Genomic DNA, 23,593 nt, shown 5'->3' with positions numbered 1-23,593 from the left:
GGTGGTCGTGGCGCTCGGCGCCGGACGGTCGGTCACGGCCCCTTCGGTGGCGGGGCCCGGTGGCCATGGCCCTCGGCGGTCGTGCCGGTGGTCGCGGCTCTGGCCGGCCCGGTGGCTGTGTCGCTCGGGTGGCCGACCGGTGGGCGCGGCCGCCCGGGAGGTCGACTTGGAGCTCGCGGCTCTCGGGGGCCGGACCGCCGGTCACGGCCCTTGGTGCCGGCCCGGTGGTCGTGGCCCTCGGCGGCCGGATTGGTGGTCGCGGCCCCTTCGGTGGCGGGACCCGGCGGTCATGGCCCTCCGCCGCCGGAGCGGCGGTCACCTCGCCGGGCCCGCCGGGTCCGCCGGAGCGGTGGTCGATTCGCCGGGCTCCATGGGGAAGCGGTGGTCACTTCGTCAGGTCGGTCCGGAGCTCGTCCAGGATCCTGCCGGCGGCGGTGTAGCCGATGCCCTGGATCCAGAGCTGGTCCTCGACCGGGAAGACCTTGCCCTTCTTGACGGCGGTCAGGCCCTTCCACAGCCCGCTGCCGAGCGTCGCGGTCCGCTTGGCCTTCGCCGGGTCCCCGTATGTCGCGTGGAAGATGACATCGGCGTCCGCGAGGTCGATCTTCTCCGGGCTCACGTCGTACGAGAACCCGTCCTTGGCCCGGTCGGTGACGGGCGGCCGGCCCAGGCCGACGTCGGCCAGGATGGTGGCGATGTAGTTGCGCTTGCCGTAGATGCGGATGTCGGCGCCCTCCACGAACCGGACCACATTGACCCTGGTCGCCGCCGCCTTCGCCGTGCCGCCCAGCGCGGCGGTGACCTCGGCGGCATGGGCCCGGTACGCCGCGACCGCCTTCGCCGCCTCGGTCTTCCTGCCCAGCGCGTCGGCGTGCAGCTGGAAGTTCTCCCGCCAGGGGAAGCCGGTGTTCTCGGTCATCACGGTCGGGGCGATGGCGCTCAGTTCCTTGTACTTGTCCCCGTGCCGGACCTTGCTGGTGAGGATCAGATCCGGGTCGAGCTCCGCGATGGCCTCCAGATTGGGGTTCATCATCTCGCCCACGTCCTTGACGCCGGCCAGCTTCTCCCTGGGCAGATACGCCGGGAAGCCGGAGGCCGCGTCGGTGTGGGTGGCGCCCACCGGCTTCACCCCGAGGGTGAGGGCGGAGTCCAGCTCGGCGGTGTCCAGGACGACGACCCGCCGGGGTGTCTCCGCCACCTTGACGTCACCGAACAGCGTCCGGACCGTACGGGTCTTCCCGCCGGACGAGCCGCCGTCACCGGTCTCACCGCCACCACCGTCCGAGGAGCCGCAGGCGGTGAGCGCCAGGGCGGCGACGAGCGCGAACGCGCAGGCGGCCGGCGGGACGGCGGTCCGGCGGCGAGGGAGGGGAAGAGGGAAGGGGAGGGGGAGGGTTCGGCGCATCTGAGGGCCCTGCCTTTCGACGATGGGGCGGTGCGGTCGACTCTTCGGTTCTTCAGGTTCTTCTTGCTCTTCGACTCTTTGGCTCTTCGGTTCTTCGGATGTCCGGCTCTTCGGATGTCCGGTTCTGCGGTCGTTCGGTTCTGCGGTGGTCCGGCTTTCCGTGGTGGTGACGAGACGGGGTGTACGGGCGAGTGCGTCGCGCAGCGCCGGGGCTACGGCGGGGGCCCGCCCGACCAGGGGGCGGCCGGGACGACCAGGGGGGAGCCGGTCACCGGGTCCGGGACGACCACCGCCTCCAGCCCGAACACCTCCCGGACCAGGGCGGCCGTGACCACCTCCCGGGGCGGGCCCTCGGCGGCGATCCGGCCGGCCCGCATGGCGATCAGGTGATCGGCGTACCGGGCGGCCTGGTTGAGGTCGTGCAGGACCAGCACCACGGTCCGGCCCCGGGTGCGGTTGAGGCGGCGGATCAGGTCCAGCACCTCCACCTGGTGGGCGATGTCCAGGAAAGTGGTGGGCTCGTCGAGCAGCAGCAGCTCCGTCTCCTGGGCCAGCGCCATCGCCAGCCACACCCGCTGGCGCTGGCCGCCGGACAGCTCGTCCACCGGGCGGTCGGCCAGCGCGGTCACCCCGGTGCGGGCCATCGCGTCCGTGACGGCCCGCTCGTCCTCGTCCGACCACTGCCGCCACCACGCCTGGTGCGGCTGGCGTCCGCGCGCGACCAGATCGGCGACGGTGATGGCCTCCGGGGCGACCGGGGACTGCGGCAGCAGCCCGATGGACCGGGCCACCCGCCTGGTCGGCAGCCGGGCCAGCTCCGTACCGTCCAGCAGTACGGCGCCGCCCCGGGGCCGCAGCAGCCGGCCGAGCGCCCGGAGGGTGGTCGACTTGCCGCAGGCGTTGGGACCGACGATCGCCGTCACCCGGCCGTCCGGCACCGCCAGCTCCAGGCCGTCCACGACCGTCCGGTCGTCATAGGCGAGCGTCAGCCCGCGTGCCGTCAGTCTGCTCACGCCCCGACTCCCTTGCCCGGCCGGTCCGTTCCCCCGGCCGCCGTACGGTCCACCGCATGCCTCCGTGGGCGGGACCGGAGCCCGCGCCCACCTCGTACGGATCCGGTCCCGCGCCCACCCCGTGCGGAACCGGTCGCGCGTCCGCCCCGGCGGATCAGCCAGATCAGGTACGGCGCGCCCACCGCCGCCGTCAGTACCCCCACCGGCAGTTCGGTGGGCGCGAACAGCCGCCGCGCCAGCAGATCGGCGGCGACCACCAGCAGCGCCCCCAGCAGCGCCGAGCAGCCGAGCGGCAGCGCGGCCGTACGGGTCAGCCGGCGGGCGATCTGCGGGGAGAGCAGCGCCACGAACTCCACCGGCCCGGCCGCCCCGGTCGCCATCGAGGCCAGCACCACGCCCAGCGACACCAGTCCCAGCCGCACCCGGCCGAGCCGGACGCCCAGGCCGGTCGCCGTGTCGTCGTCCAGCGCCACCGTCCGCTGGGCGCGGGCCGCCCATCCCACCGCCGGGAGCAGGAACAGCAGCGTCCAGCCGAGCGGCGCCGCCTCGTCCCAGCCGCGTCCGTTGAGCGAACCGGTCAGCCAGATCTGCGCCTGCTGGGCCACCCGGTAGTCGCCCTTGGTCATCAGCAGGGTGGTCACCGACCGCAGGGCGATGGCGCAGCCGATGCCGATCAGCACGAACCGGATCGCGTGCAGCCCGCCGCGCCAGGCGAAGACGTACACCAGCGCCGCCGCCGCGATCCCGCCCGCCACCGGGAGCCAGGGGAGTACGGAGCCGGATCCGGTCTCGGCTCCGGCTCCGGCTCCGAAGGTGAGCGCGGCCACCGTCACCGCGCCCGCGCCCTGGCTGACACCGATCACGTCCGGGCTGGCCAGCGGATTGCGGGCGACGGTCTGGATCAGCGCGCCCGCCACCCCGAGGGCCGCGCCCACCAGCAGGCCGGTCACCATCCGGGGCAGCCGCAGCTCCGCCACCAGCAGCCGGCTCCGGGACGGCTGCCCGGCCAGCACCCGTAACACCTCGCCGGGCGGGACGAACCGCTCGCCCGCGCAGAGGTACGCCACGCACACCGCCGCCAGCAGGACCGCCAGCAGCACCCCGGCGAGCAGGGCGCGCCGGTGCAGCAGAAACGTCCCGCGCCCGGCGCGCACCACCGCGTACCCGGCCGGGCGCACCGGGGCGGGTTCCACCGGCGCGACCGGTGCCCTGGGAGCCGCCGTCATGCGGGCACCTCCCCGGGTTCGGGCCGGGCCGCCGTCATGCGGGCACCGCCTTGCGGCGCACCAGGACGATCAGGAACGGCACCCCGAGCAGCGCCGTCATCACCCCGGCCGGCACCTCGCTCGGCGGGAAGACCAGCCGCCCGGCCACATCGGAGAGCAGCACCACCACCGGGCCCAGCAGCGTCGCCATCGGCAGCAGCCGGCGGTGGTCGGCGCCGGTGACGGCCCGGGCGATGTGCGGCACCGCGAGGCCCACGAAGGCGATCGGCCCGGCCGCCGCCACCGCCGCACCGGTCAGTACGGTCGCCCCGAGGCCGCCGACCACCCGGACCAGCGCCACCCGGCGGCCGAGCCCCTTCGCCACGTCCTCGCCCAGCGCCAGCGCGTCGAGCCCCCGGGCCACGGCCACCACGAGCACCCCGCCGGCCAGCAGGAACGGCCACACCTGGGCGACCACGGCCCCGCCCCGGCCGGCCACCGAGCCGACCTGCCAGAAGCGGAACTCCTCCAGCGCCGAGCCCCGGGTGGTGAGCACCGCCGTCGTCACCGAGACCAGCAGCGCGTTGATCGCGGCGCCGCCCAGCGCCAGCTTGGCCGGGGTCGCCCCGCCCCGGCCGCCGGACGCGACCGCGTACACCGCGACGGAGGCCAGCGCCGCCCCGCCGAAGCCGAACCAGACATAGCCGCTCAGGGTGTGCGCCCCGGCGAAGGCGATGGCCAGCACCACGCCGACCGCCGCGCCCTGGGCGATGCCGAGCACCCCGGGGTCGGCGATCGGGTTGCGGGTGATGCCCTGGAGCGCGGTGCCCGCCACCGCGAGCGCGGCGCCGACCAGCAGTCCCAGCAGCGTCCGGGGCACCCGCAGCTCCCGCACCACCTCGGCGTCGGGGGTGTCGCCGCCGTGCAGCAGCGCCTCCAGCACCGCCCCGGGCGCCACCACCCGGGCGCCCACCCCGAGGCTCAGCACGACGGCGACCAGCAGGGCGAGCAGGACCGCCGAGGTCGCGACGAGTCGGGTGGAGCGGCGAGCGGCGGACATCGGCCCCCAACGGTCCGGCCCCGGGACGCCCCGGGCGCGCGAGCCCCACCGGACCCGGTAAGGCTCGGCTAAGTCTACGGAGCCTGATCGCCACCGTCCGGGAAAATCCGCCGACCCGCCACCGCCCCCGGCGGCTGGATCCCACCACAGAACCCGTCCCGGCCGAGTCCATCCCCGGCCGAATCCACCCCCGGCTGGATCCCACCACCGGGCCCGCCCCCGGCGAACCCGCCCCGGCCGAACCCGCCCCCGACCGGTCACGCCGGCGGCCGGTCACGCCCTTCCCGGCCGGTCACGCCGCAGCCGGTCACGCCCTTCCCGGCCGGTCACGCCGCAGCCGATCACGCCCTTCCCGGCCGGTCAGGCTCGCGGCCCGGGAACCCGCGCCCCCGGCCCGGGAACCCGCGCCCCCGGCCCGGGAACCCGCGCCCCCGGCCCGGGGTCCCTCGCCGGGGGCCCGGGGGCCGCTCGGCAGAATGGGGGGCATGGCTCCGCGAACCTCCCCGCTCACCGTCGGCTTCGACCTCGACATGACGCTCATCGACTCGCGCCCCGGCATCCGGGCCGCCTACCGGGCGCTCGCCGCCGAGACCGGGGTGGAGATCGACGCGGACCTGGCCGTCACCCGGCTCGGACCGCCGCTGGAACAGGAGCTGGCGCACTGGTTCCCCGCCGAGCGCATCCCGGCGACCGCCGAACGCTACCGCGCGCTCTACCCGGCGTACGCCGTCACCGCGACCTGCGCCCTGCCCGGTGCGGGGGATGCGATTCAAGCCGTTCGCGCGGCGGGTGGCAGGTCCCTGGTGGTCACCGCCAAGTACGAGGCCAACGCCGAGCTGCACCTCGCCCACCTCGGCCTGAAACCGGACGCGCTGTTCGGCGGGCTCTGGGCCGAGGGCAAGGCGGAGGCGCTGCGGGCGCAGGGCGCGGGCGTCTACGTCGGGGACCACACCGGCGATGTCCGGGGCGCCCGCGCGGCCGGGGCGCTGTCCGTCGCGGTGGCCACCGGACCGTGTGACGCCGAGGAACTGCGGGCGGCCGGCGCGGACGTGGTGCTGCCCGACCTGACGGCCTTTCCGGCCTGGTGGGAGGCGTATCGGGCCCGGCTCGGCTGAGCGCGGGACGGGGCTCCGGCGGGCTACCCGGCGGACCTGGCCCGACGGCGCTGGACCGCGATGGAGCGCAGCACACCGGCCGCCGCGATCAGAAAGCCGAGGCCCATCAGCATGCACACCCCGTAGGCGACCGGGGGGAAGGGCTCGGTGCCCAGGAAGAGCGGTGCGACGGTGACCAGGGTCGCCACCGCGCCGATCAGGAAGACGATCGCACCGGCCCGGACGAGGCCGTCCCCCGGCCCCGTGCCGTCCGTGCTGTTGGAAGGGGTTTCACTACGCATTCGGCCAGGGTAGTTCCCCGGCCGGAGGGCAAACCCGGGGACGTCTTGTCACCGGCCCCTGGACCATTAGCCTTGGTCCTTGGCGGGTCGGGCGACCCGCTGTAGTGCTGTCCAGAGCCGATTTATCCGGCGTCGGCGCTTCACCCATCGAGTACGAGGACGAGGACAGACGTGCCTACCGGCAAGGTCAAGTGGTTCAACAGCGAGAAGGGCTTCGGCTTTCTCTCCCGCGACGACGGCGGCGACGTCTTCGTGCACTCGTCGGTGCTCCCCGCCGGAGTGGAGGCACTCAAGCCGGGCCAGCGCGTCGAGTTCGGTGTGGTGGCGGGCCAGCGCGGTGACCAGGCCCTTTCGGTGACGGTCCTCGATCCCGCCCCCTCGGTGGCCGCGGCCCAGCGGCGCAAGCCGGACGAGCTCGCCTCGATCGTCCAGGACCTCACCACCCTGCTGGAGAACATCACGCCGATGCTGGAGCGCGGCCGCTACCCGGACAAGGTGCACGGCAAGAAGATCGCGGGCCTGCTGCGCGCGGTCGCCGATCAGCTGGACGTCTGACCGGACCGACGAGGCCGGCCGGCGCCTGACCGGCCGGGCCGGACCGACCGGGACCCTCTCACGGGAAGCGCAGGGCCTCCGGGGCGAGGGGCGGCACCAGTCCCTCGGCGGCGGCCCGGGTCAGCAGCCCCCGTACCGCCGCGTAGCCGTCCTCGCCCAGGTCGGCCGTGAACTCGTTGACGTACAGCCCGATGTGCTGGTCCGCCACGCCCGGGTCCATCTCCTGGGCGTGCGCGCGGACATAGGGGCGGGAGACCTCGGGGTCGTCCCAGGCCATCCGTACCGAGGTCCGGGCCGACTCGGCCAGCAGCTTCAGGGTGGGCTCGCCCAGCGAGCGGCGGGCGATGATCGCGCCGAGCGGGATCGGCAGCCCGGTGGTGGCCTCCCAGTGCTCGCCCATGTCCGCGAGACAGTGCAGGCCGTAGTCCTGATAGGTGAACCGGGCCTCGTGGATGACCAGTCCGGCGTCCACCCGGCCGTCCCGCACGGCGGGCATGATCTCGTGGAACGGCAGCACCACGATCTTCCCGACCCCGCCCGGCACGGTGTCCGCCGCCCAGAGCCGGAAGAGCAGATAGGCGGTGGAGCGCTCGCTCGGCACCGCCACCGTCCGCCCGGCGAGACCGGCCCCGGTGCCCGGCTCCCGGGTGAGGACGAGCGGCCCGCACCCCCGGCCGAGCGCCCCGCCGCAGGGCAGCAGCGCGTACTCGTCCAGTACCCAGGGGAGCACCGCGTACGACACCTTCAGCACGTCGAAGCCGGGCGAGCCGGCCTCCGCGAGCCCATTGGTGACGTCGATGTCCGCGAAGGTCACGTCCAGCTCGGGCGCGCCCGGCACCCGGCCGTGTGCCCAGGCGTCGAAGACGAAGGTGTCATTGGGGCACGGCGAGTACGCGATCCGCAGGGTCACAGCCTCTCCTCCGGCGAAGTCACGGGTGGCGTGGGGGACACGGGTGTCATGGGAGACACGGGGGTCGTGGGGGTCTCGGGTGTCACGGGGGCCGCCGGGGTCACGGGCGCCGTGGGGGACGTGGCCGCCCCGGGCGGCACGGGGGCTCCGGAACCTCCGGGTCCCCCGGGCCGCCCGGGCCCGTCGGAGACTCCGGATCCCCCGAATTCGTCGGAAGCCCCGGGCTCTTCAGGTCCCCCGGGCCCCGGAGGCCCCCCGGATCCGCCAGCTCCCCCGGATCCCCCCGATCCGCCAGCTCCCCCGGATCCCCCGGATCCGCCAGCTCCCCTGGATCCCTCGGATCCGCCAGCTCCCCCGGATCCCCCGGAAAGGAGATCCGTCGGGGACTCCGCCAGGAGGACGGTGCCGCTCAGCAGCTCGAAGGCGTACCGCAGCGCGTCCAGCGCCGGGCCGATCCGCCAGGCCGCCCGGTCGCGCGGGCCGATCGCGTTGGAGACCGCCCGCAGCTCCGCCACCGGCACACCGTGCAGGGCCGCGGCCTCCGCGACCCCGAAGCCCTCCATCGCCTCGGCGGCGGCGCGCGGGTGCCGGGCGGCCAGTTCGGCGGCGCGGGCGGCGGTGCCGGTCACCGTGGAGACGGTCAGCACGGGCGCGACCAGCTGCGACAGGCCGCCCGCCGCCAGCACGGCGGCGAACCGGGCGGGCAGCCCCGGCGGCGGCAGGTGGACCGAGCGGCCGAAGCCCAGCTCCTCGACGGCGAGGTAGCCGTCCGGCGTACCGGCGCCCAGATCGGCGGCGACCAGGGCGTCCGCGACGACGACCGAGCCGAGCGGGGCGCCCGGCGCGAACCCGCCGCCGATGCCGGCCGAGATCACCAGGTCGTACGGGACCGGCGCGGCGGCCAGCACGGTGGCCGTCGCGGCGGCCGCGGCGGCGGGCCCCACCCCGCCGGCCAGCACGTCCACGGTGTGCTGCGCGCGCGCCGGCGACCCTGCCGGCGGTGCGCTCCCCGGTACGGCACGGGGGGCGGCGTCCGGAGGCGGGAGGGCGCGGTCGTAGCGGCGTACCGAGGGCGTCCCGGAGCGGTACGGGCCGGCGGCCGGAACGGCGACCGGGCCGGACCAGCCGGTCAGCCCGCGGCCGACGGAGTCCGCCTCCGCCGCCACCGCCGTCACCACCAGGACCCGCAAGGTCAGGACGACTTCTTGAGCTTGAAGTGCCAGACGCCGGTCAGCTTGTTGCCGCTGCTCTCGACGATGCTGATGTTCTGCTCGGTGGTCGCCTCGCCGGACTGGGTGGAGAAGAAGGCGTTGGCCGGCAGCGTCCGGTACGTCTTCTTGTACGGCTCCTGCTCCGCCTGCTGGCCGCCGATGAAGATCGTCCAGCCGCGATCGGCGATCTCGGGGTCGACGCCGAAGCGGATCTTGTCGTCCGTCGAGACCTTGACCGCCTTCCCCTCCTTCTTCGTCAGACAGTCCTGGATCACCGACTCCTTGAGCGCCTTGCCGTCGTTGTAGCAGGCGGCCTCGGAGTTGACGGATTCCGACCCGACCGTCACGGTCGCGAGCGGGGTCGGCTTGTCGCAGGCGGACAGTACGAGGAGCCCGGCGGCGGCAGCGCCCAGCGCGGCCCCGGCCCGGCGGGCCCTACCGGAGAAAAACGCAACGGTCATGGGGCGAAGGCTATCGGGCGGTCCCGATCGCGCCACGCGCGGGTACGGCGTGCCGCCTCACGCCACCGTGCGGGTACGGCCCGCGCGCCGCCTCACGCCACGCGCGGGTACGGCGTGCCGCGCCGGGCGGCGGTGAGCAGACCGCGCAGGGTGGCCGCCGCGCCCAGCGCCAGGATCGCCGCCGCCACCGACATCCCGAGGCTTCCGTTGAGCGGCAGCGCGATCCCGATGGCGCCGCCCACCACCCACGCCATCTGGAGCAGCGTCTCCGAACGGGCGAAGGCCGAGGTGCGCACCGCCTCCGGCACGTCCCGCTGGATCATCGCGTCCAGCGACAGCTTCGACAGGGCCTGCGACAGACCGGCCACCGCGCCCAGCACCGCCACCGCGAACCCGCCGAAGAAGACGGCGGCCACGATCGACGCCGTCAGCGCCAGGGCCAGCATGGTGGCGATGATCGCCTCCGGGGCGCGGGACCGGAGCAGTGCCCCCACCGCCGTGCCGCAGGCGTTCCCCACCCCGGCCGCCACGCCGACGATGCCCAGCGACACCGCCGCGCTCTGCCCGGCCAGTGGCTGCTCCCGGAGCAGGAACGCCAGGAAGAAGATGAGGAAGCCGGAGAGGATCCGGTGCGCGGCGTTGGCCTGGAGCCCGTGCAGCACCGAGGGCCCCACCGTCCGCAGGCTCGGCTTCCGCTCGCCGTGCGGCAGCATCCGCACCCGGCGCTCGCCCTTGGCCGAGTCCACCTTGGGCGGCATGGACAGCGCCAGGAACGTTCCGGCGACGAAGAGCGCACAGGCGCCGTAGAGCGGCCAGCCGGGCCCGATCCGCTGGAGCCCGGCACCGATCGGCGCCGCCGCCCCGGTGGCGAGCAGCCCGGCCAGGGTCACCCGCGAGTTCGCCTTCACCAGCGAGAAGGCGGGTGGCAGCAGGCGCGGCACCACGGCGCTGCGCACCACCCCGTACGCCTTCGACGCGACCAGCACGCCCAGCGCCGCCGGGTAGAGCTCCAGGCCGCCGGTGGCCACCGCGCCGGACATGGTGAGCGCCAGCACCGCCCGGGTGAGCATCGCCCCGGCCATCGCGGCGCGCCGACCGTGCGGCAGCCGGTCGAGCAGCGGACCGATCACCGGAGCCAACAGGGTGAACGGGGCCATGGTGATGGCCAGGTAGAGCGCCACCCGGCCGCGTGCCTCGTCGGTCGGCACCGAGAAGAAGACGGTGGAGGCGAGCGCGACGGTGACCAGTACGTCCCCGGCGCCGTTCACCGCGTGCAGCTCGATCAGCTTGCCGAGCCCGGATTCCCCGGCGCCGTGGGCGTGGGTGGCTCTGCGGATGCCGCGCGCCGCGCCGGTGAACGGCAGGCGCAGGACACGTACGACCGACCGGCCCGCCCTGCGCAACGGCCCGGCACCCCTGCCCTCACCCTCGCCCCCGGACGAGCTCGCGGCTGCCATCTCGTCATAGTGCCCCAGGACCCCGCCGCACGAACCGGCCGACGGGCCGTGGCGGATCACCGGCGAGTCATCGGCGGACGACTGGCGGACGACCGGCGGATTGTCGTCGTGGACAGATCCGGCCACCGGCGGGTCCGATCGCCGTCCCGGCCGGATCGCCGGTACAGGCTGAACGCGGGTGGGCCGCCGGAGCCGCCCGTACGGGCTGAGCGCCGGGACGGGGCTGCTCGCCGTCGGAGGACCGGATCGCCGGCACCGGGGCTGCTCGCCGGAGGAGGGCCGGGTCCGCCGGTACGGGGGCCGGGGGACGGCCACCGGCGAGCAGGCGAGGCGGCGAGCAGGGGAGGCGGCGAACGGGGGAGACGACGAACGGGGGAGACGACGAACGGGGGAGACGACGAACGGGGGAGACGGGGCAGTGGCCGGGCGGCGGCCGGGGGGTTCGGGGCCGGCGAGACGGGCCGTCGGGGCGGGGGCGGTGGGCGCGGGGCGGCGGAGGAGGTAGCGTGCGTAGCGCGCCACCGGCGGTCCTTTCCGGCCGCGCGCCTCTTCGGCATCCCGCAGAATGGTTGACGTGAGGTGTGCCCGGTTCAGGTCGGGCGCGGACGTCGATGCGGCCCTCTGGTCCGCTCCGCCCGCCGCCCGTACGCCGTGATCCGGCAGGCGCATCCGTGAGACGGCGTAGAGAGAAGCGAGACCTGTGAGTGCTGCGACGACGCGAAGCCGTACTACGCGTACCCCCGCCCCCGACCGACTCTGCGCCGAGGCGGTCGAGCTCGCCCGGGAGGCGGCCGAGGAGACCGCGGCTCCCGGTGTGGTCGGCGAGCACGTAGGGGTCGAGGCGGACGGCGACCGGGTCGTCACGCACTTCTTCGAGTGCAAGGAGCCCGGCTACCGGGGCTGGCGCTGGGCCGTGACGATCGCCCGCGCCTCCCGCGCCCGGGTGGTCACCCTTGATGAGACGGTTCTGCTGCCCGGCCCCGACGCCCTGCTGGCCCCCGCGTGGGTGCCCTGGAGCGAGCGGCTCCGCCCGGGGGACATGGGCCCCGGCGACCTGCTGCCGACCGAGGCGGACGACCTGCGTCTGGAGCCCGGCTGGACCGGCGCCGACGAGCCGCTGCCCAATTCGGCCGTCTCCGACGAGGTCCGGGGCCCCGGGGACACCCCGGCGGCGGGCCCGGAGGCGTACGAGGACGGCAGGGGCGCGGCGGACGCCGGAAGCGCGGAAGCCGTCGGTGCTGCTCCCGCCCGGGGTGCCGTCTCCGCCGTCGCCGAGGAGCTGGGGCTGCGCCGGTCCCGGGTGCTGTCCCGGTACGGCCTCCATGTCGCCGCCGACCGCTGGGAGGAGGCGTTCGGCGCCAAGGCCCCGATGGCCCAGGCGGCGCCCGCGCCCTGTGTCTCCTGCGGCTTCCTGATGCCGCTGGCCGGCTCGCTGCGGCAGGCGTTCGGGGTGTGCGCCAACGAGTTCTCGCCCGCCGACGGCCGGGTGGTGTCGCTCACCTACGGCTGCGGCGGCCACTCCGAGGCGGCCGTCATGCCCCAGCCTCCGCGTCCGGCGCCGCCGGTGCTGGACTCGCTGGGCGCCGACGCCTTCCCGCTCCGGCCCGACCGGGACGCCGGTTTGGTCCCGGCCGCCGCCCCGGACGCGGAGGCGGAGGACCTGGGCCACTCCTGAAACCCCGGGAGCGCCCGGAGCACCCACGGCACCGGAGCATCCGGGCGTACCCCGTGGCCAGCCGCCGGCGGTGACGGTCTCGTGGCCGCCGTCACCGAACGGCGAGACGCGCAGACCGGTGACGCCGGCCGGGAACGAGTCGCCCGGGGAGATCCGCGGCCGATGGCTGCGCCGGGCGCCTTCCGCCGGGGTCCCGGTGGTCGGCCGGGCCCCGTGGCCCGAGCCGCCGGCCGGGCCCGCGGGCTTCCCGCCGCCGTCGGCCGGGTCGCGCGGTGACACCCGCGGGGCGCCGGGCCCGAGCGTGCCCAAGCCCCCCTTCACGGTGAGGGTCAGGATGCCGGCGGCCCGTTCCACCGGCTCGCCGCCCGTGGTTCCACCGTGGCGGTGAGGACGGCCGGGGTGCGCCGCCCGTGGTCGGTGCGAAGGTCCCGTGAGGGTTCCGGTACGCGCCGGTCGGCCGGGTCGTCGTCCGGCCGGCCGGCTCCCTCCGTCGACCGGACGGCTCGTCACGGGTGGGTGGACGCCCGCCCCTCGCGGGCGTTGTGGGCGACCCCCCTGGGCGTTGCGGGTGACCGGACCGGGCGTTGTGCGGGTGCCCCAGGTGTTGCGGGCGCTCACTCCTCCGACCCGCCTCCCCGGTTCCTCGGGGCCCCGGGCCCCGGTTCGCCCGGTCCCCCCGAGACATGGTCCCGGCTCCTCCGGGGACACGGTTCTGGCACCCCAGGGCGTCGGTGCCGGCTGCACGGTGGCCGTGCGGGGGCGATCCGGGGTACGCGATACCTTCGGCAACGGAGCCTCTACGGACCCGGCGGAAGCCGCCACGGCCGAAGCCTCTACAGAGCGGAGCACAACGTGAACGGGTGGGCGACGGCGGCCGGCGGGGCGGACCCCTTCGGGACCGCACGGCTGCGGCGCGGGGTGCTCGACTCCTGGGGCGCCGGACCGGCCCGGTTCCGGGAGGACGCCAACGCCGAGGAGGACCTGGCGCTCGGCGGCTACCGCGACCGGCTCGTGGTCGAGCTGGCCCAGAACGCCGCCGACGCCGCCGCCCGCGCCGGGGTGCCCGGCCGGCTCCGGCTCACCCTCCACCCGGCGGGCCCGGGGACCCCCGCCGTGCTGGCCGCCGCCAACACCGGGGCGCCGCTGGACGCGACCGGCGTCGAGTCGCTGAGCACCCTGCGCGCCTCCGCCAAGCGGGAGGGCCACGAGAGCGCGGTCGGCCGGTTCGGCGTCGGCTTCGCGGCCGTGCTCGCGGTGAGCGACGAGCCCGCCGTGCTGGGCCGCCACGGGGGCGTCCGCTGGTCCCTGCGTGAGGCCCGGGAACTGGCCGCCGACGCCGCCATGTTCAGCCCTGGCCTCGGGGACGAGCTGCGCCGCCGGGACGGCCATGTGCCGCTGCTGCGACTGCCGTTGCCCGCCGAGGGGGCCGCGCCCGAGGGGTACGACACGGTGGTCGTGCTGCCGCTGCGCGACCCGGCCGCCGAGGGCCTGGCCGAACGGCTGCTGGACGGGGTGGACGACGCCCTGCTGCTCACCCTGCCCGGGCTCGCCGAGGTGGTCGTGGAGACCCCGGGCGGCGGCACCCGGGTGCTCTCCCGCGCCCAGCAGGGCCCGTACACCGTGATCCGGGACACCGCCCGGGACACCGACCGGGTCGAGCGCCGCTGGCGGACGGTGACCCGCACCGGCGCCATCGCCGCCGAACTGCTCGCGGACCGGCCGCGCGAGGAGCGGCTGCGCCCGCACTGGACGGTGACCTGGGCCGTGCCGGTGGACGGCGAGGGCGCCCCGGTCCGGCCGGACACCGCCCCCGTGGTGCACGCCCCGACGCCGACCGACGAGCCGCTGGGCCTGCCCGCGCTGCTGATCGCCACCTTCCCGCTGGACACCACCCGGCGCCATCCGGCGACCGGGCCGCTCACCGACTTCCTGGCCGCCCGCGCCGCCGAGGCGTACGCCGAACTGCTCGGCGCCTGGCGGCCGGTGAGCACCGGCACCCTGGACCTGGTGCCCGGGCCGCTCGGTACCGGCGCCCTGGACGGGGCGATCCGGGCCGCCGCGCTGGAACTGCTGCCCCGGGTGCCGTTCCTGGCCCCGGCCGCCGGGCCGACTGCCGGATCGGACGCCGGGCACGCCGCAGGATGGGACGCCGGGCAGGCCGCCGGGCCGGTCACCGACGACCGGCCGGAGGCGGCCGACGGGGCCGAGGCGGACGAACACCCGCTCGCCCTGCGGCCGTTCGAGGCCGAGGTGGTGGAGGGCGCCGGCGCCGACACCGTACGGGTGCTCGCGGAGGTGCTGCCGACCCTGCTCCCCGCCGGGCTTGAGCGCCGGGCCGAGCTGCGGGCGCTCGGGGTGGGCCGGCTGCCGCTGGGCGACGCCATCGACCGGATCGCCGGCGTGGAGCGGGCCCCCGAGTGGTGGCGGCGGCTCTACGAGTCGCTGGCCGGTGTCGACCCGGACCGGCTGGCCGGGCTCCCGGTCCCGCTGGTCGGCGGGCGCACCGCCACCGGCCCCCGCCAAGTCCTGCTGCCGCTCCCCGACATGCCGGTGGACCTGACCCGGCTCGGGCTGAAGGTCGCCCACCCGGACGCCGCCCACCCGGTCCTGGAGAAGCTGGGCGCCCTGCCCGCCACCCCGCGCGCGGTGCTCACCACGCCCCAGGTGCGGGCCGCCGTCGCCGCCTCGCTGGACGACGGCGAACTCTGGGACGAGGACACCCCGGACGCCGAGGAGCTGGCCGAGATCGTGCTGGCGCTCGTCCGGGAGGCCGCCCTGGAGCCGGGCGACGAACCCTGGCTCGGCGCGCTCGCCCTCCCCGACGAGGACGGCGAACTCGCCCCGGCCAGTGAGCTGGTGCTCCCCGGCAGCCCCTTCGCCGCCGTGCTGCGCCCCGACGAACTGGCGCTCTGCGACGCGGAACTGGCCGAGCGCTGGGGCGAACAGCCGCTCACCGCCTGCGGGGTGCTGGCCGGCTTCGCCCTGGTCCGGGCCGCCGACGTGGTGCTGGACCCGGACGAACTGGAGCCCCGGGACACCGACTTCCCCGAGCCCGACGACGCCGGGCTGCTGGACGCCGTCGACGTCTGGTGCGAGGACGTGCTCGACCGGCTGCCCGAGTCCCCGGTGCCGCCGGTCGCCACCGAACTGACCGCCGTACGCGACCTGGAGCTGGTGGACGACGACGCCTGGCCGCAGGCGCTCGCCCAGCTCGCCCGGCCGCCGCTGCGGGACGCGCTGGTCCAGCCGGTGCGGGTGCTGCTCCCGGACGGCACCACCGAGAACGTCCGCTCCTACACCGCCTGGTGGCTGCGCGGCCACCCGGTGCTCGACGGCCGCCGCCCGGCCGGTCTCCGCGCCGCCGGGGCCGATCCGCTGCTGGCCGGGCTGTACGACGCGGCCGACACCACCGGCTTCGCGGACGCCCAGGTGCTGCGCGCCCTCGGCGTCCGTACCTCGGTCGCCGCCCTCCTCGACGAACCGGGCGGCGCCGCCGAGCTGCTGGCCCGGCTCGGGGACCCGGACCGCCCGGTGTCGGGCGCCCAGCTGCACGGGCTCTACACCGCGCTGGCCGGGCTCGACCCCGAGGAGGTCACCCTCCCCGACGAGCTGCGCGCGGTGGTGGACGGCGAGGTACGGGTGGTGGACGCGGCCGACGCCCTGGTGGCCGACGCCCCCGACCTGCTCCCGCTCACCGCCGGACTCCCGCTGCTCCCGGTCGCCCCGGCCCTGGCGGGCGCCCTCGCGGAGCTGCTCCAGGTCCGGCGGCTGGGCGAGGCGGTGGTGGCCGAGGTGACGACGGACGGCGAGGAACACGACGTACCCGATTCGGTGCACGCGCTCCTCGGGCCCGGCACCCCGGCGACCTACCAGGAGCACGAGGAGCTGCGGGCCGGCGGGGTCGAGCTGGACTGGCGCCGGACCCCCGACGGCACCCTGCACGCCGCCACCCTGGAGGGCGTCGCCGCCGGTCTCGCCTGGGCCGCCGGCCAGTGGCCCCGCCGCTTCGAGGTCGCCGCGCTCCTGGAGGACCCGTCCCGCACGGCGGAGCTGGCCCGGGACCGCTGGTTCGACTGACGGGCGGTACGGGCGCCGGCGGCGGCGTACGAGAACGTACGAGAAGGGGGCCGGCGGCGTACGAGAGGGGGCCGACGGCGTACGAGAGGGGGCCGGGCCCGGTTCCACGACCGGGCCCGGCCCCCTCCCCGTACGGCCTGCCCCGTACGGCCTGCCCCGTACCGGCATGACCCGTACGCTCCTACCTCTTCGCCTCCGCCGTCTCGGTTGCCGCCTCCGCCTCCGCCACCCGCAGCCGGCGGTCCGCCTGCCGCCAGCCGAGCTCCAGCAGCACCGCGCTCACCGCCGCGACGGCGACCGCCGTCCAGGGCACCACCGTCCCGACCAGCCGCAGCGCGAAGAAGTTCTGGAGCCAGGGCACCACCAGCACCACCAGGAACGCCCCGCCCATCGCCGCCACCAGCGCCACCCGCCACCAGGTGTAGGGCCGGGCGATGATCGCCAGCACCCACATCGACACCAGGAACAGGGTGAGCGTGGCCGCGCTGGTCTCGGCGCCCAGCGCGTCCGTACCGGTGTAGTGGTGGCGGGCGAACAGATAGGTGGCGAAGGTGGCGACCGCCGCGACGATGCCGCTGGGGACCGCGTACCGCATCACCCGGCGGACGAAGTGCGGCCTGGCCCGCTCGGTGTTGGGCGCCAGCGCCAGGAAGAACGCCGGGACGCCGATGGTGAGCGTGGAGAGCAGCGTCAGATGGCGCGGCAGGAACGGATACTCGACGCCGGTGCAGACCACCAGGATCGCCAGCAGCACCGAGTAGACGGTCTTGGTGAGGAACAGGGTGGCGACCCGGGTGATGTTGCCGATCACCCGCCGCCCCTCGGCCACCACCGACGGCAGGCTGGCGAAGCTGTTGTCGAGCAGCACGATCTGGGCGACCGCCCGGGTGGCCTCGGAGCCCGAGCCCATCGAGACGCCGATGTCCGCGTCCTTGAGCGCGAGCACGTCGTTGACCCCGTCGCCGGTCATGGCGACCGTGTGCCCGCGCGACTGGAGCGCGCCGACCATCTCCCGCTTCTGCTGCGGGGTGACCCGGCCGAAGACCGCGCCGTCGTCCAGCGCCCGGGCCATCTCGTCCCGCTCGGCCGGCAGCTTCCGGGCGTCCACGGTCTGCTCGGCCCCGGCCAGCCCCAGCTTTCCGGCGACCGCGCCCACCGAGACGGCGTTGTCGCCCGAGATGACCTTGGCGGCCACCCGCTGGTCCGCGAAGTAGCCGAGGGTGTCCGCCGCGTCCGGCCGGAGCCGCTGCTCCAGGACGACCAGGGCGGCGGCCCGGGCGTCCCGGGTCACCTCCGGGTCGGCCAGCCCGCCGGTGACCCGGGCCAGCAGCAGCACCCGCAGCCCCTGCTGGTTCAGCTCCTCGGTCTCGGCCAGCACCGGGTCGCCGTCGGCCAGCAGCACATCCGGCGCCCCCAGCAGCCAGCGGCTCTCCGCCCCGCCCCGCGCCCCGGCGTCCCCGTCCCGCGTTCCGGTCCCGGCGGCCTCCTCGCCCCGCGCCCCGGTCCCGGCGGCCCGGTGGCTCGCGCCGCTCTCGCCGCTCTCCTCGAACACCGCGCCGCTGTACTTGCGGGCCGAGGAGAACGGCAGCGCCTCGGCGCACCGCCAGCCGTCGCCGTCCGGGTAGGCGTCGATGATCGCCTGGAGCGAGGCGTTGGGGCGGGGGTCCGCGCCGCCGAGCGCGCCCAGCACCTTCCGGGCGTACGCCTCGTCCGTGCCGTTCAGCGTCCGCAGCTCGCTGACGTCCATGCCGCCCTCGGTGAGGGTGCCGGTCTTGTCCAGGCACACCACGTCCACCCGGGCCAGCCCCTCGATGGCGGGCAGCTCCTGCACCAGGCACTGCTTGCGGCCCAGGCGTACGACCCCGATGGCGAAGGCGACCGAGGTGAGCAGCACCAGCCCCTCGGGGATCATCGGCACGATGCCCCCGACGGTCCGGGCGACCGAGTCCCGGAAGGCGGCGTTCTGGGCGACCAGCTGGCTGATGACCAGCCCGATCGCGGTCGGGACCATCATCCAGGTCACGTACTTGAGGATGGTCGAGATCCCGGAGCGCAGCTCGGAGTGGACCAGGGTGAACCGGGACGCCTCCTCGGCGAGCTGGGCCGCGTACGCCTCCCGGCCGACCTTGGTGGCGGTGAACGCGCCGCCGCCCGCCACCACGAAACTGCCGGACATCACCTGGTCGCCCGGCTTCTTGACCACCGGGTCGGCCTCGCCGGTGAGCAGCGACTCGTCGATCTCCAGGCCGTCGGCCTCGCTGATCTCGCCGTCCACCACGACCTTGTCGCCGGGGCCCAGCTCCACGCAGTCCCCGAGGACGAGCTCCGAGGTGGGTACCGCGACCGCCGCCCCGTCCCGCCGGACGGTGGGCTTCGACTCCCCGATGACCGCGAGTCCGTCCAGGGTCTTCTTGGCGCGCAGCTCCTGGATGATGCCGATGCCGGTGTTGGCGATGATCACGAAGCCGAAGAGGCTGTCCTGGATCGGCGCGACGAACAGCATGATCACCCAGAGCACGCCGATGATCGCGTTGAACCGGGTGAAGACATTGGCCCGGACGATCTCGGCGGTCGTGCGCGAACTGCGCACCGGTACGTCGTTGACCTCGCCGCGCGCCACGCGCTCGGCCACCTCGGCCGCGCTCAGCCCGCCCGCCCGGTGGTCCACGACGCGTTCCGGCCGGTCCTCACCCGTCCCGCCCGGCCGGGCGTCCGGCCGCTGCTCCACCGTCCCGCCCGCCGTCCCGTCGTCCGGCCGGTGTGCCGCCGTCCCGTCCGCGTCCGCCGCGCCGTCCACGTCCGCCGCGCCGTCCGCGTCCGCCTTGCCGGCCGTCGTCCCGCCCGTCTTGTCGCCCGTCACCCGCTCCGTCATGGTTCCGACGGTACGGGCGGTGCCCGCGCCGCGCGGCCGGAGCAGGGCCAAGATCCGACCGGCGGATGACCAGGACCCTTCTCAGGTCGGACCCCGGGTCCCTTCCGCCCGGCCGGCTACGAGGCGGCCGGGCCGGGCCGCTCCGCCCGGGCGGCGTCCCGCTTGATGGCGGCGTCGCGGCGGCGTACGTACCAGATGCCGATCAGCCCGAGCCCGGCCCCGGCGAGGCAGGTCCAGATCCACCAGGTCAGGTCGCGGTCGGCGTACCAGCCGTAGAAGGGGACCTGCGCCAGGAAGAGGACGAACCAGATGATCGTGCCGCCGGTGATGGTGGCGACGACGGGCCCCTCCAGGGGTTCCGGCGCCTCGTACTTGGGGGTCCACTTGGCCATACGCCCAGTCTAGGTGCCCCCTGTTCCGGCCCCACCGGGCACGGCCCGGCCCCCACCGGACACCGCCGGGTCTCGATTTCCTTTCTGTCTACGCGCGAAGATGGCGATCTTCGCCTTATCTCTTCATACTGAAACAGCTTGCTACTGACCGGTTCTGTTCGGATGAACCTCCAAAGAACGGGTAAAGATCCCGGGTCGCTCCGGGGCGCCGCGTCCCCGGGTCGCTCCGGGGCGCGGAAGAGCGAGCCCCACCGTCCCTCCCCGCACCCAGAGGTTTCGCATGCCCTCCTCGGCCACCGCTCCGGTGGACGCCGGCGCCCAGCCGCCGTCCCCCCGGCAGCCGACCAGCGGCCTGGACCGCTTCTTCAAGATCTCCGAGCGCGGCTCCACGGTCGCCCGGGAGGTGCGCGGCGGGTTCGCGACCTTCTTCGCGATGGCGTACATCATCGTGCTGAACCCGATCATCCTCGGCAGCGCCAAGGACATGTACGGCCACCAGCTCGACAGCGGCCAGCTGGTCACCGCGACCGTGCTCACGGCGGCCTTCTCCACCCTGCTCATGGGCGTCATCGGCAATGTGCCGATCGCCCTCGCCGCCGGGCTCGGCGTCAACACCGTGGTCGCCCTCCAGCTGGCGCCCCGGATGTCCTGGCCGGACGCGATGGGCATGGTCGTGCTGGCGGGCGTGGTGGTGATGCTGCTGGTCGCCACCGGTCTCCGCGAGCGGGTCATGAACGCCGTGCCGCTGGGGCTGCGCAAGGGCATCGCCATCGGCATCGGCCTGTTCATCCTGCTCATCGGCCTGGTCGACTCCGGCTTCGTCTCGCGCATCCCGGACGCCGCGCACACCACCGTCCCGCTCCAGCTCGGCGGAAACGGCCATCTCACCGGCTGGCCGGTGCTGATCTTCGCGCTGGGCTGTCTGCTCACCCTGGCGCTGATCATCCGCAAGGTGCCGGGCGCGATCCTGATCTCCATCGTGGTGATGACGGTGGTCGCGATGGTGATCAACGCCGTCGCCACCGTCCCGTCCTGGGGCCTGACCACCCCGAAGTGGCCGGGCAACCCGGTGGCCTCCCCCGACTTCGGCCTGATCGGCAAGGTCAGCCTCTTCGGCGGCTTCGAGAAGGTCGGGCTGCTCACCGGCTGTCTCTTCGTCTTCACCGTGCTGCTGTCCTGCTTCTTCGACGCGATGGGCACCATTCTGGGCGTCGGTGACGAGGCCGAGCTGATGGACAAGGACGGCAACTTCCCGGGCATCAACCGGGTGCTGCTGGTGGACGGCCTGGCGGTCGCCTCCGGCGGCGCGAGCAGCTCCTCCGCCGCCACCTGCTTCGTCGAGTCCACGGCGGGCGTCGGGGAGGGGGCCCGTACCGGCCTCGCCTCCGTCGTCACCGGCGGGCTCTTCTCGGTGGCGCTCTTCCTGACCCCGCTGGCCACCATGGTGCCGTCCCAGGCCGCCACCCCCGCCCTGCTGGCGGTGGGCTTCCTGATCCTGGCGGGCTCGGTCCGGGACATCGACTGGAGCGACTTCACCATCGCGGTGCCGGCGTTCCTGGCGATGCTGATGATGCCGTTCACGTACTCGATCACCCATGGCATCGGCATCGGCTTCATCGCCTTCAGCGTGCTGCGGCTGGCCGCCGGGCGCGGCCGGGAGGTCCCGGTGGCGATGTACGCCGTCTCGGGGGTCTTCGTCTTCTACTACGCGATGCCGGCGCTGGGCCTCACCTGAGCGTCTCGCGTATGTACGCGGGTGAGCGTCCCGCGTACGTGTCGCACGAGCCCGTCCCGCGCGAGCGCCCCGGACCACCCGGTCCGGGGCGCTCGCGCCGTCTCCGGCGCCCGTACCGGCCCGGCCGGCCGCGCCGTTTCCGCTCCGCGGGCACCCCGGGTGCGGGTGGTCAAGGCCACGTCCGGCGGCGGTCGTTCCGGTGGTATTTAGCCAGGGTAATGAGTTAAGCTAAGGACATGCCAGTCCTCTTCCACGGCGACCCGGCCGACACGGCTGCCGTGAACTCCCTTCGCTCGGCCGTCATGCGGCTGGGCCGACGCCTCAAGCACCAGCGGGTGGACGAGTCGCTGAGCCCCACGGAGATGTCCGTGCTCGGCACCCTCGCCCGCTGCGGCTCCGCCACCCCCGGCGAGCTGGCCCGCAAGGAGCACGTCCAGCCGCCGTCCATGACCCGGATCGTGGCGCTGCTGGAGGCGAAGGGCCTGGTCGGCCTGGAGCCGCACCCCGAGGACCGGCGCCAGAAGGTGGTCAGCAGGACCGAGCTGGCCGAGGCCATGCTGGAGGAGTCCCGCCGCAAGCGGAACGCCTGGCTGGCCCAGCTGGCCGAGGGCCTGGACGAGGACGAGTGGCAGAAGCTCCGCGCCGCCGCCCCGGTCCTGGAGAAGCTCGCGCACCTCTAGCGCCGGCGCTCCCGGGCACCCGTACCTCCCCTCCTGTTCTCCCACCCGCCCACTCCCCTGATCCCACGGCCCGAAGGACGTCCCACGAGTCACCCCACACCGCACCCCGCCCACCAGCGACCGAGGAGGCGAACCCCTTTGAGTTCGGGACCCGGAGCAGACTCCGCCCCCGCACGCAACCACGACGACGACATCACGACGACGCCTGCCGCCTCGGGGACGTTCTCCTCGCTCAAGGTGCGCAACTACCGTCTCTTCTTCAGCGGCGCCATCGTGTCCAACACCGGCACCTGGATGGCCCGCATCACCCAGGACTGGCTGGTCCTCAGCCTCACCGGCTCCGCCGCCGCGGTCGGCATCACCACCGCGCTCCAGTTCCTGCCGATGCTGCTCTTCGGGCTGTACGGCGGAGTCGTCGCGGACCGGTACCCCAAGCGGCGCCTGCTGCTCGCCAGCCAGGGCGCCCTGGGCCTGCTCGGCCTGGTGCTCGCGGGCCTCACCCTCTCCGGGCACGTCCAGGTCTGGCACGTCTATCTGATCGCCTTCCTGCTCGGCATGGTCACGGTGGTGGACACCCCGTCCCGGCAGTCCTTCGTCTCCGAGATGGTCGGCCCGGCCCAGCTCCGCAACGCGGTCAGCCTCAACAGCGCCAACTTCCAGTCCGCCCGGCTGGTCGGCCCGGCGGTCGCCGGTGTGCTGATCGCCTCCATCGGCAGCGGCTGGTCCTTCCTGGTCAACGGCCTGTCCTTCCTCGCGCCGCTCGCCGCCCTGCTGCTGATGCGCCCCGAGGAACTGCACAAGGTGGAGCGCGCCCCGCGCGGCAAGGGCCAGCTCCGGGAGGGCCTGCGGTACGTCGCCGGGCGCCCCGAGCTGATCTGGCCGATCGTGCTGGTCGGCTTCATCGGCACCTTCGGCTTCAACTTCCCGATCTGGCTGACCGCCTTCTCGGACGGTGTCTTCCACGTCGGCGCGGGCACCTACGGCTTCCTGAACACCCTGATGGCGGTCGGTTCGCTGATCGGCGCCCTGCTGGCCGCCCGGCGCGGCAGCTCCCGGCTGCGGATGCTGGTGGTCACCGCCATGCTGTTCGGCGGGCTGGAGATCGCGGCCGCCTTCTCGCCGTACTTCTGGCTCTTCGCGGTCCTGCTGGTGCCGGTCGGCATGCTGGGCCTGACGGTCAACGTCACCGCCAACTCGTCGGTCCAGATGGCGACGGACCCGGTGATGCGGGGCCGGGTGATGAGCCTGTACATGATGGTGTTCGTCGGCGGTACGCCGCTGGGCGCGCCCCTGCTGGGCTGGGTGACCGACACCTTCGGCGCCCGGATCGGCTTCGCCACCGGAGGGGCGGTCTCGCTGGCCGCCGCCGCCGTGATCGGCCTGGTGCTGGCCCGGGTGGGCGGCCTGAAGCTGCGCTTCGAGATGCGGCACGGTCACCCGCAGGTGCGGTTCGTCCCGCGCGAGCGCCTGGCGACGGCGGCCTGACGCC

The 23,593-nt window shown here is 75.0% G+C and carries 17 protein-coding genes and 1 pseudogene; 7 read left to right on the top strand and 11 right to left on the bottom strand.

Annotation, left to right across the window (positions count from 1 at the left end; all coding sequences use genetic code 11):
* Nucleotides 1-385: 385 nt before the first annotated feature.
* From NX801_RS09885 to NX801_RS09870, 4 genes are all read right to left on the bottom strand, one after another.
* Complete coding sequence (locus NX801_RS09885) at nt 386-1,405, bottom strand: ABC transporter substrate-binding protein (protein WP_258786922.1); 1,020 nt, start codon at nt 1,403-1,405, stop codon at nt 386-388.
* Between the two features lie 212 nt (nt 1,406-1,617).
* Nucleotides 1,618-2,418 (bottom strand): ABC transporter ATP-binding protein, encoded by an 801-nt coding sequence (locus NX801_RS09880; protein WP_258786921.1) that lies wholly within the window; start codon nt 2,416-2,418, stop codon nt 1,618-1,620.
* Nucleotides 2,415-3,644 carry a FecCD family ABC transporter permease gene (locus NX801_RS09875; RefSeq protein ID WP_258786919.1) on the bottom strand — a complete coding sequence of 410 codons (1,230 nt, stop codon included), beginning with the start codon at nt 3,642-3,644 and terminating at the stop codon, nt 2,415-2,417. Before NX801_RS09875 ends, NX801_RS09880 begins: the two co-directional genes overlap by 4 nt.
* Before the next feature lie 34 nt (nt 3,645-3,678).
* Nucleotides 3,679-4,683: a FecCD family ABC transporter permease gene (locus tag NX801_RS09870; RefSeq protein WP_258786918.1), complete on the bottom strand. Its 1,005-nt coding sequence runs from the start codon at nt 4,681-4,683 to the stop codon at nt 3,679-3,681.
* A 485-nt stretch (nt 4,684-5,168) separates the two neighbouring features.
* Between NX801_RS09870 and NX801_RS09865 the strand changes: the two genes are divergently transcribed.
* Nucleotides 5,169-5,798 (top strand): HAD family hydrolase, encoded by a 630-nt coding sequence (locus NX801_RS09865; RefSeq protein ID WP_258786916.1) that lies wholly within the window; start codon nt 5,169-5,171, stop codon nt 5,796-5,798.
* Between the two features lie 23 nt (nt 5,799-5,821).
* Here the strand turns inward: NX801_RS09865 and NX801_RS09860 are convergent, their stop codons facing one another.
* Nucleotides 5,822-6,079: an SUR7/PalI family protein gene (locus NX801_RS09860; RefSeq protein ID WP_258786915.1), complete on the bottom strand. Its 258-nt coding sequence runs from the start codon at nt 6,077-6,079 to the stop codon at nt 5,822-5,824.
* A 171-nt stretch (nt 6,080-6,250) separates the two neighbouring features.
* Between NX801_RS09860 and NX801_RS30740 the strand changes: the two genes are divergently transcribed.
* Complete coding sequence (locus tag NX801_RS30740) at nt 6,251-6,634, top strand: cold-shock protein (protein ID WP_309505812.1); 384 nt, start codon at nt 6,251-6,253, stop codon at nt 6,632-6,634.
* A 58-nt stretch (nt 6,635-6,692) separates the two neighbouring features.
* Here the strand turns inward: NX801_RS30740 and NX801_RS09850 are convergent, their stop codons facing one another.
* The 4 genes and pseudogenes from NX801_RS09850 to NX801_RS09835 all read right to left on the bottom strand — a co-directional run bounded on the left by NX801_RS09850 (nt 6,693) and on the right by NX801_RS09835 (nt 10,673).
* Nucleotides 6,693-7,544 carry a 1,4-dihydroxy-6-naphtoate synthase gene (locus NX801_RS09850; RefSeq protein WP_258786913.1) on the bottom strand — a complete coding sequence of 284 codons (852 nt, stop codon included), beginning with the start codon at nt 7,542-7,544 and terminating at the stop codon, nt 6,693-6,695.
* A 386-nt stretch (nt 7,545-7,930) separates the two neighbouring features.
* Nucleotides 7,931-8,734: pseudogene (locus NX801_RS09845) on the bottom strand (futalosine hydrolase); the annotation flags it as partial.
* Nucleotides 8,735-8,736: 2 nt separating this feature from the next.
* The gene (locus NX801_RS09840) at nt 8,737-9,216 is read right to left on the bottom strand and encodes a DUF2771 domain-containing protein (protein WP_258786912.1); all 480 of its coding nucleotides are present in this window, start codon (nt 9,214-9,216) and stop codon (nt 8,737-8,739) included.
* Between the two features lie 92 nt (nt 9,217-9,308).
* Complete coding sequence (locus NX801_RS09835) at nt 9,309-10,673, bottom strand: MFS transporter (RefSeq protein WP_258786911.1); 1,365 nt, start codon at nt 10,671-10,673, stop codon at nt 9,309-9,311.
* Nucleotides 10,674-11,373: 700 nt separating this feature from the next.
* Here NX801_RS09835 and NX801_RS09830 point away from each other — a divergent pair.
* Both NX801_RS09830 and NX801_RS09825 read left to right on the top strand, forming a co-directional pair.
* Complete coding sequence (locus NX801_RS09830; protein ID WP_258786910.1) at nt 11,374-12,348, top strand: DUF3027 domain-containing protein; 975 nt, start codon at nt 11,374-11,376, stop codon at nt 12,346-12,348.
* Nucleotides 12,349-13,200: 852 nt separating this feature from the next.
* On the top strand, nt 13,201-16,425 hold the full coding sequence (locus NX801_RS09825; protein WP_258786909.1) for a sacsin N-terminal ATP-binding-like domain-containing protein: 3,225 nt from the start codon (nt 13,201-13,203) through the stop codon (nt 16,423-16,425).
* 181 nt (nt 16,426-16,606) lie between these two features.
* Here the strand turns inward: NX801_RS09825 and NX801_RS09820 are convergent, their stop codons facing one another.
* A complete protein-coding gene (locus NX801_RS09820) occupies nt 16,607-19,297 on the bottom strand; it encodes a cation-translocating P-type ATPase (RefSeq protein ID WP_258786907.1) in 2,691 nt (896 codons plus the stop codon).
* Between the two features lie 116 nt (nt 19,298-19,413).
* The gene (locus NX801_RS09815; RefSeq protein WP_258786906.1) at nt 19,414-19,689 is read right to left on the bottom strand and encodes a DUF2530 domain-containing protein; all 276 of its coding nucleotides are present in this window, start codon (nt 19,687-19,689) and stop codon (nt 19,414-19,416) included.
* Nucleotides 19,690-19,969: 280 nt separating this feature from the next.
* Between NX801_RS09815 and NX801_RS09810 the strand changes: the two genes are divergently transcribed.
* The 3 genes from NX801_RS09810 to NX801_RS09800 all read left to right on the top strand — a co-directional run bounded on the left by NX801_RS09810 (nt 19,970) and on the right by NX801_RS09800 (nt 23,589).
* Nucleotides 19,970-21,424, top strand: coding sequence for an NCS2 family permease (locus NX801_RS09810; protein WP_258786905.1), 1,455 nt, complete (start codon nt 19,970-19,972; stop codon nt 21,422-21,424).
* 236 nt (nt 21,425-21,660) lie between these two features.
* A complete protein-coding gene (locus NX801_RS09805; RefSeq protein ID WP_258786904.1) occupies nt 21,661-22,104 on the top strand; it encodes a MarR family winged helix-turn-helix transcriptional regulator in 444 nt (147 codons plus the stop codon).
* A gap of 138 nt (nt 22,105-22,242) precedes the next feature.
* A complete protein-coding gene (locus NX801_RS09800) occupies nt 22,243-23,589 on the top strand; it encodes an MFS transporter (protein WP_258786903.1) in 1,347 nt (448 codons plus the stop codon).
* Nucleotides 23,590-23,593 lie beyond the last annotated feature (4 nt).

Source organism: Streptomyces pyxinae (assembly GCF_024756275.1).
Taxonomy (GTDB): domain Bacteria; phylum Actinomycetota; class Actinomycetes; order Streptomycetales; family Streptomycetaceae; genus Streptomyces; species Streptomyces pyxinae.
Note: the sequence above shows the minus strand (reverse complement) of the source record. Positions and strands in the feature narration are given on the sequence as shown.

Bases quoted from the DNA above. Each gene is read 5' to 3' on its own strand.
- NX801_RS09885 (WP_258786922.1), bottom strand. From the start codon at position 1,405: ATGCGCCGAACCCTCCCCCTCCCCTTCCCTCTTCCCCTCCCTCGCCGC.
- NX801_RS09875 (WP_258786919.1), bottom strand. From the start codon at position 3,644: ATGACGGCGGCTCCCAGGGCACCGGTCGCGCCGGTGGAACCCGCCCCG.
- NX801_RS09870 (WP_258786918.1), bottom strand. From the start codon at position 4,683: ATGTCCGCCGCTCGCCGCTCCACCCGACTCGTCGCGACCTCGGCGGTC.
- NX801_RS09865 (WP_258786916.1), top strand. From the start codon at position 5,169: ATGGCTCCGCGAACCTCCCCGCTCACCGTCGGCTTCGACCTCGACATG.
- NX801_RS09860 (WP_258786915.1), bottom strand. From the start codon at position 6,079: ATGCGTAGTGAAACCCCTTCCAACAGCACGGACGGCACGGGGCCGGGG.
- NX801_RS09840 (WP_258786912.1), bottom strand. From the start codon at position 9,216: ATGACCGTTGCGTTTTTCTCCGGTAGGGCCCGCCGGGCCGGGGCCGCG.
- NX801_RS09835 (WP_258786911.1), bottom strand. From the start codon at position 10,673: ATGGCAGCCGCGAGCTCGTCCGGGGGCGAGGGTGAGGGCAGGGGTGCC.
- NX801_RS09820 (WP_258786907.1), bottom strand. From the start codon at position 19,297: ATGACGGAGCGGGTGACGGGCGACAAGACGGGCGGGACGACGGCCGGC.
- NX801_RS09815 (WP_258786906.1), bottom strand. From the start codon at position 19,689: ATGGCCAAGTGGACCCCCAAGTACGAGGCGCCGGAACCCCTGGAGGGG.
- NX801_RS09810 (WP_258786905.1), top strand. From the start codon at position 19,970: ATGCCCTCCTCGGCCACCGCTCCGGTGGACGCCGGCGCCCAGCCGCCG.
- NX801_RS09805 (WP_258786904.1), top strand. From the start codon at position 21,661: ATGCCAGTCCTCTTCCACGGCGACCCGGCCGACACGGCTGCCGTGAAC.